3 protein-coding genes are annotated in these 3744 nt (G+C 71.2%); all 3 read left to right on the forward strand.

The window, feature by feature from the left end; genetic code table 11:
• A partial coding sequence (locus IY392_RS16000) for a catalase (RefSeq protein ID WP_228549516.1) occupies positions 1-2082 on the forward strand: 2082 nt, incomplete at its 5' end.
• Between the two features lie 56 nt (positions 2083-2138).
• Positions 2139-2663, forward strand: coding sequence for an SRPBCC family protein (locus tag IY392_RS16005; RefSeq protein WP_107755275.1), 525 nt, complete (start codon positions 2139-2141; stop codon positions 2661-2663).
• Positions 2656-3543, forward strand: a complete 888-nt coding sequence (locus tag IY392_RS16010; RefSeq protein WP_194861750.1) for an alpha/beta fold hydrolase — start codon at positions 2656-2658, stop codon at positions 3541-3543. Before IY392_RS16005 ends, IY392_RS16010 begins: the two co-directional genes overlap by 8 nt.
• Positions 3544-3744 lie beyond the last annotated feature (201 nt).

The following is a 3744-nucleotide window of genomic DNA, read 5'->3' on the forward strand; positions in this document are numbered from 1 at the left end:
CTTCCCCCCAAGCCGGACCAGAAGGGCGCCACGCCGTACAGCCCCACCGGAGCGGAGTCCTCCGATACCGAGGACGCCGCCCGCCAGCAGGGTGAGTTCCTCACCACCGCGCAGGGCGCGCGACTGGCCGAGACCGACCACTCCCAGAAGGCCGGCCGCCGCGGCCCGGTCCTGCTGCAGGATCACCACCTGCGCGAGAAGATCATGCACTTCGACCACGAGCGGATCCCGGAGCGCGCGGTCCACGCCCGCGGCGCCGGTGCGCACGGTGTCTTCGTGGGCAACGGCGCGGCCTCGAGGGTGTGCAAGGCCGGCGTCTTCGCCGACGGCAAGGAGACCGAGGTCTTCGTCCGGTTCTCCACCGTGCTCGGGTCGCGCGGCTCCGCCGACACCGTCCGCGACACCCGTGGTTTCGCGACCAAGTTCTACACCGACGAGGGCACCTGGGACCTGGTCGGGAACAACATCCCCGTGTTCTTCATCCAGGACGCGATCAAGTTCCCCGACGTCGTCCACGCCGCCAAGCCCCACCCGGACCGCGAGATCCCCCAGGCCCAGAGCGCGCACGACACGTTCTGGGACTTCGTCTCCCTGCACACCGAGGCGCAGCACCACACCATGTGGAACATGTCCGACCGCGGCATCCCCCGCTCCTACCGGACGATGGAGGGTTTCGGGGTCCACACCTTCCGGCTCATCAACGACGCGGGGGAGACCAGCCTGGTCAAGTTCCACTGGAAGCCCCACCTCGGCGTGCACTCGCTGGTGTGGGAGGAGGCCCAGATCGCGGCCGGTATGGATCCCGATCTGCACCGCCGGGACCTGGCCGATGCCATCGAGGCCGGCGCGTTCCCGAAGTGGGATCTGGGCATCCAGGTGTTCCCCGACACCGTGGACTCCGACGGCGTCAGCGAGATGTTCCACGGGATCGACCTGCTCGACCCCACCAAGATCGTCCCCGAGGAGCTCGCGCCGGTGCAGGTGATCGGCACCATGACGCTCAACGCCAACCCCAAGAACTACTTCGCCGAGACCGAGCAGGTCGCGTTCCACCCGGGCCACCTGGCGCCGGGCATCGACGTGACCAGCGACCCGCTCCTCCAGGGCAGGCTGTTCTCCTACCTCGACACCCAGCTCACGCGCCTGGGCGGACCGAACTTCGGGCAGCTGCCCATCAACCGGCCGCACGCCCCGGTCAACGACATGCTGCGCGACGGGATGCACCAGACCGCCGATCACGTGGGGGTCGCGCCGTACCAGCCGAACAGCCTCGACGGCGGGTGCCCGTTCCTCGCGGGCACAAGCGACGGTGCGATGGTGGAGGTGGCGCAGCAGATCGCCGACGCGCAGGTGGTCCGGGACGCCCCGGCGACCTTCGACGACCACTTCTCACAGGCGACCCTCTTCTACGCCAGCATGACCGAGGTGGAGCAGGAGCACATCGCCGCCGCCTACACGTTCGAACTGGGCAAGTGCTACGAGGAGAACATCAAGATCCGGCAGGTGGAGCAACTGGCCCGCATCGACCACGGCCTCGCCGTCACCGTCGCCACCGGTCTCGGTCTGCCAGCGCCCGCCGAGGTGCCCACGGCCGAGGTCGTCACCAGCCCCGCGCTGTCCCAGATCGGGCGCGAGTGGCCCTCCGACGGGCGCCTCATCGGGATTCTCGTGACCGAGGCGTCCGACGTCGCCGCCGTCAAGGAGCTCGAGCAGGCGGTCTTCGCCGACGACATGGTCCCGTTGGTCATCGCCCCCACCGGTGGCCGGCTGGGCGAGGGCGAGCCGGATGCGACCGTCGCCGTGTCCCGGACGTATCAGACCCAGCGGTCGATCGAGTTCGACGCCCTCATCGTGGTGGATCTGCCCACCCACCCGAGGACCGATGTGCTGCTCAGCGAGATGTTCCGGCACAAGAAGGCGATCGCCTCGCTGGCTCCTCTCGACGGTCTCGCGGACGTGGGGCTCACCACCGACTCACCCGGTGTCGTGGTGGTGGACGAGGCGGCCGGGGTCCTGCCCGCGCTCAAACCGCTGCTCGCCACCCACCGCGCATGGGACCGGCCGGACCCCGTACGGGTCTGAGGCGGAACCCACCTCACCACAGCGCCCGGCCGATACCCGGGGGTAGCGTCGACGGCATGACGGACAGCGAACCGACCAGCTCGTCCGGGGCCGCCGACGCCGCCCCCGGGACCCGCCTCGAGGCCAGGCGGGTCATCGCGGCGCCGGCGGAACGGATCTTCGCCGTACTCTGCGATCCCGACGGTCACGTGGCCATCGACTCCTCGGGGATGCTCCAGTCCGCCGAGGGCTCGGTGGTCACGGCCCCGGGCGACCGGTTCGTCGTCCACATGGACCGTGAGTCGCTCGGCGACTACGACCTCGGCCGGTACGACGTGACCGTCATCATCACCCGGTTCGTGCCGGGCGAGGAGATCGCCTGGACCATCGACGGCCAGATCAAGCCGCCCATCGGTCACACCTACGGGTACCGCCTGACGCCGCTCGGCGAGGGGACCGAGGTCGTGAGCTACTACGACTGGTCCGAGGCCCACCCGAAGTGGCGCGACTCCGGCATCCTGCCGGTGCTGGACGCGTCCGCGCTCAAAGCGACCCTGGGCATCCTCGAGCGGGCTGTCCGGAGAGGATACGTCCGTGGCTGATCCGACCGTCCCCGGCCCGACCCCGCCACGACCCGGACCGGCGACGTCCCGGGAGATCACGTTCTCCCGGGGTCGCCTCCGGTTCCGGGCCATCGATTCCGGACCGGCCGACGGCGCGGTCGTGGTTCTCCTCCACGGCTTCCCGCAGCGCACGAGTAGCTGGGACGCGGTGGCCCCCCACCTCCACGCGGCCGGGTTCCGCACCCTGGTCCTGGACCAGCGTGGCTACTGCTCCACCGCCCGCCCTGCGGGACGGCGAGCGTACCGACTCTCCGAGTTGGTGGGTGACGTCCTCGGCCTGCTCGACAGTGCCGACCTGTCCGCCGCCCACGTCGTCGGCCACGACTGGGGCGCGGCCGTGGCGTGGGCCGTGGCCGCCGGGCACCCCGACCGGGTCCTGTCGCTGACGGCGGTGTCGGTGCCCCACCTGGCGGCCTTCCGGCAGGCGATGCTCCGCTCCGACCAGTTGCTCCGGTCCTGGTACATCGGACTGTTCCAACTCCCGTGGCTGCCGGAGCGGCTGCTGCGCTCGCGCGGCGGCCTGCCGGAGCGGGCGCTGGCCGGGATGGGTATGACGCCGGAGATGATCGCGCGCTACCGCAGCGAGGTGGTCGGCGACGGTGCCGTGTCCGGCGGACTCGGGTGGTACCGGGCGCTTCCGTTCGCCTCGCCCGGCAAGGCCACCGCCCGGGTCCGCGTGCCCACGACCTTCGTCTGGAGCGATCACGACCCGGCCCTCGGCCGCGGTGGAGCCGAGCGGACGGCCCGGTTCGTGGACGCCGACTACCGCTTCGTGGAGATGGCCGGCGCGAGCCACTGGATCCCGGAGGAGCGCCCAGAGGAGTTGGCCCGCGAGATCGTCGCCCGCGCCGGAGGCTGACCCGGTCCACCGTCCGAGCCGAGCACCGCGTCCGCCACCCCACCTGCGTCGCCCCGGGTGCGTCGCCCCGAGTGGGTCGCCCCGGGTGGGTCGCCCCCGGTGCGTGACCCCGGGTGCGTGGCCCCTTTGACCTGCGCGCGCGGAAGGTCAGGCTGCGACCCGGTTACGCGGCGGGATCGGTCCCGACACGCATCGCAAGTC

Origin of the sequence: Dietzia sp. SYD-A1, assembly GCF_015356725.1 — a bacterium.
In the GTDB taxonomy this organism is placed as follows: domain Bacteria; phylum Actinomycetota; class Actinomycetes; order Mycobacteriales; family Mycobacteriaceae; genus Dietzia.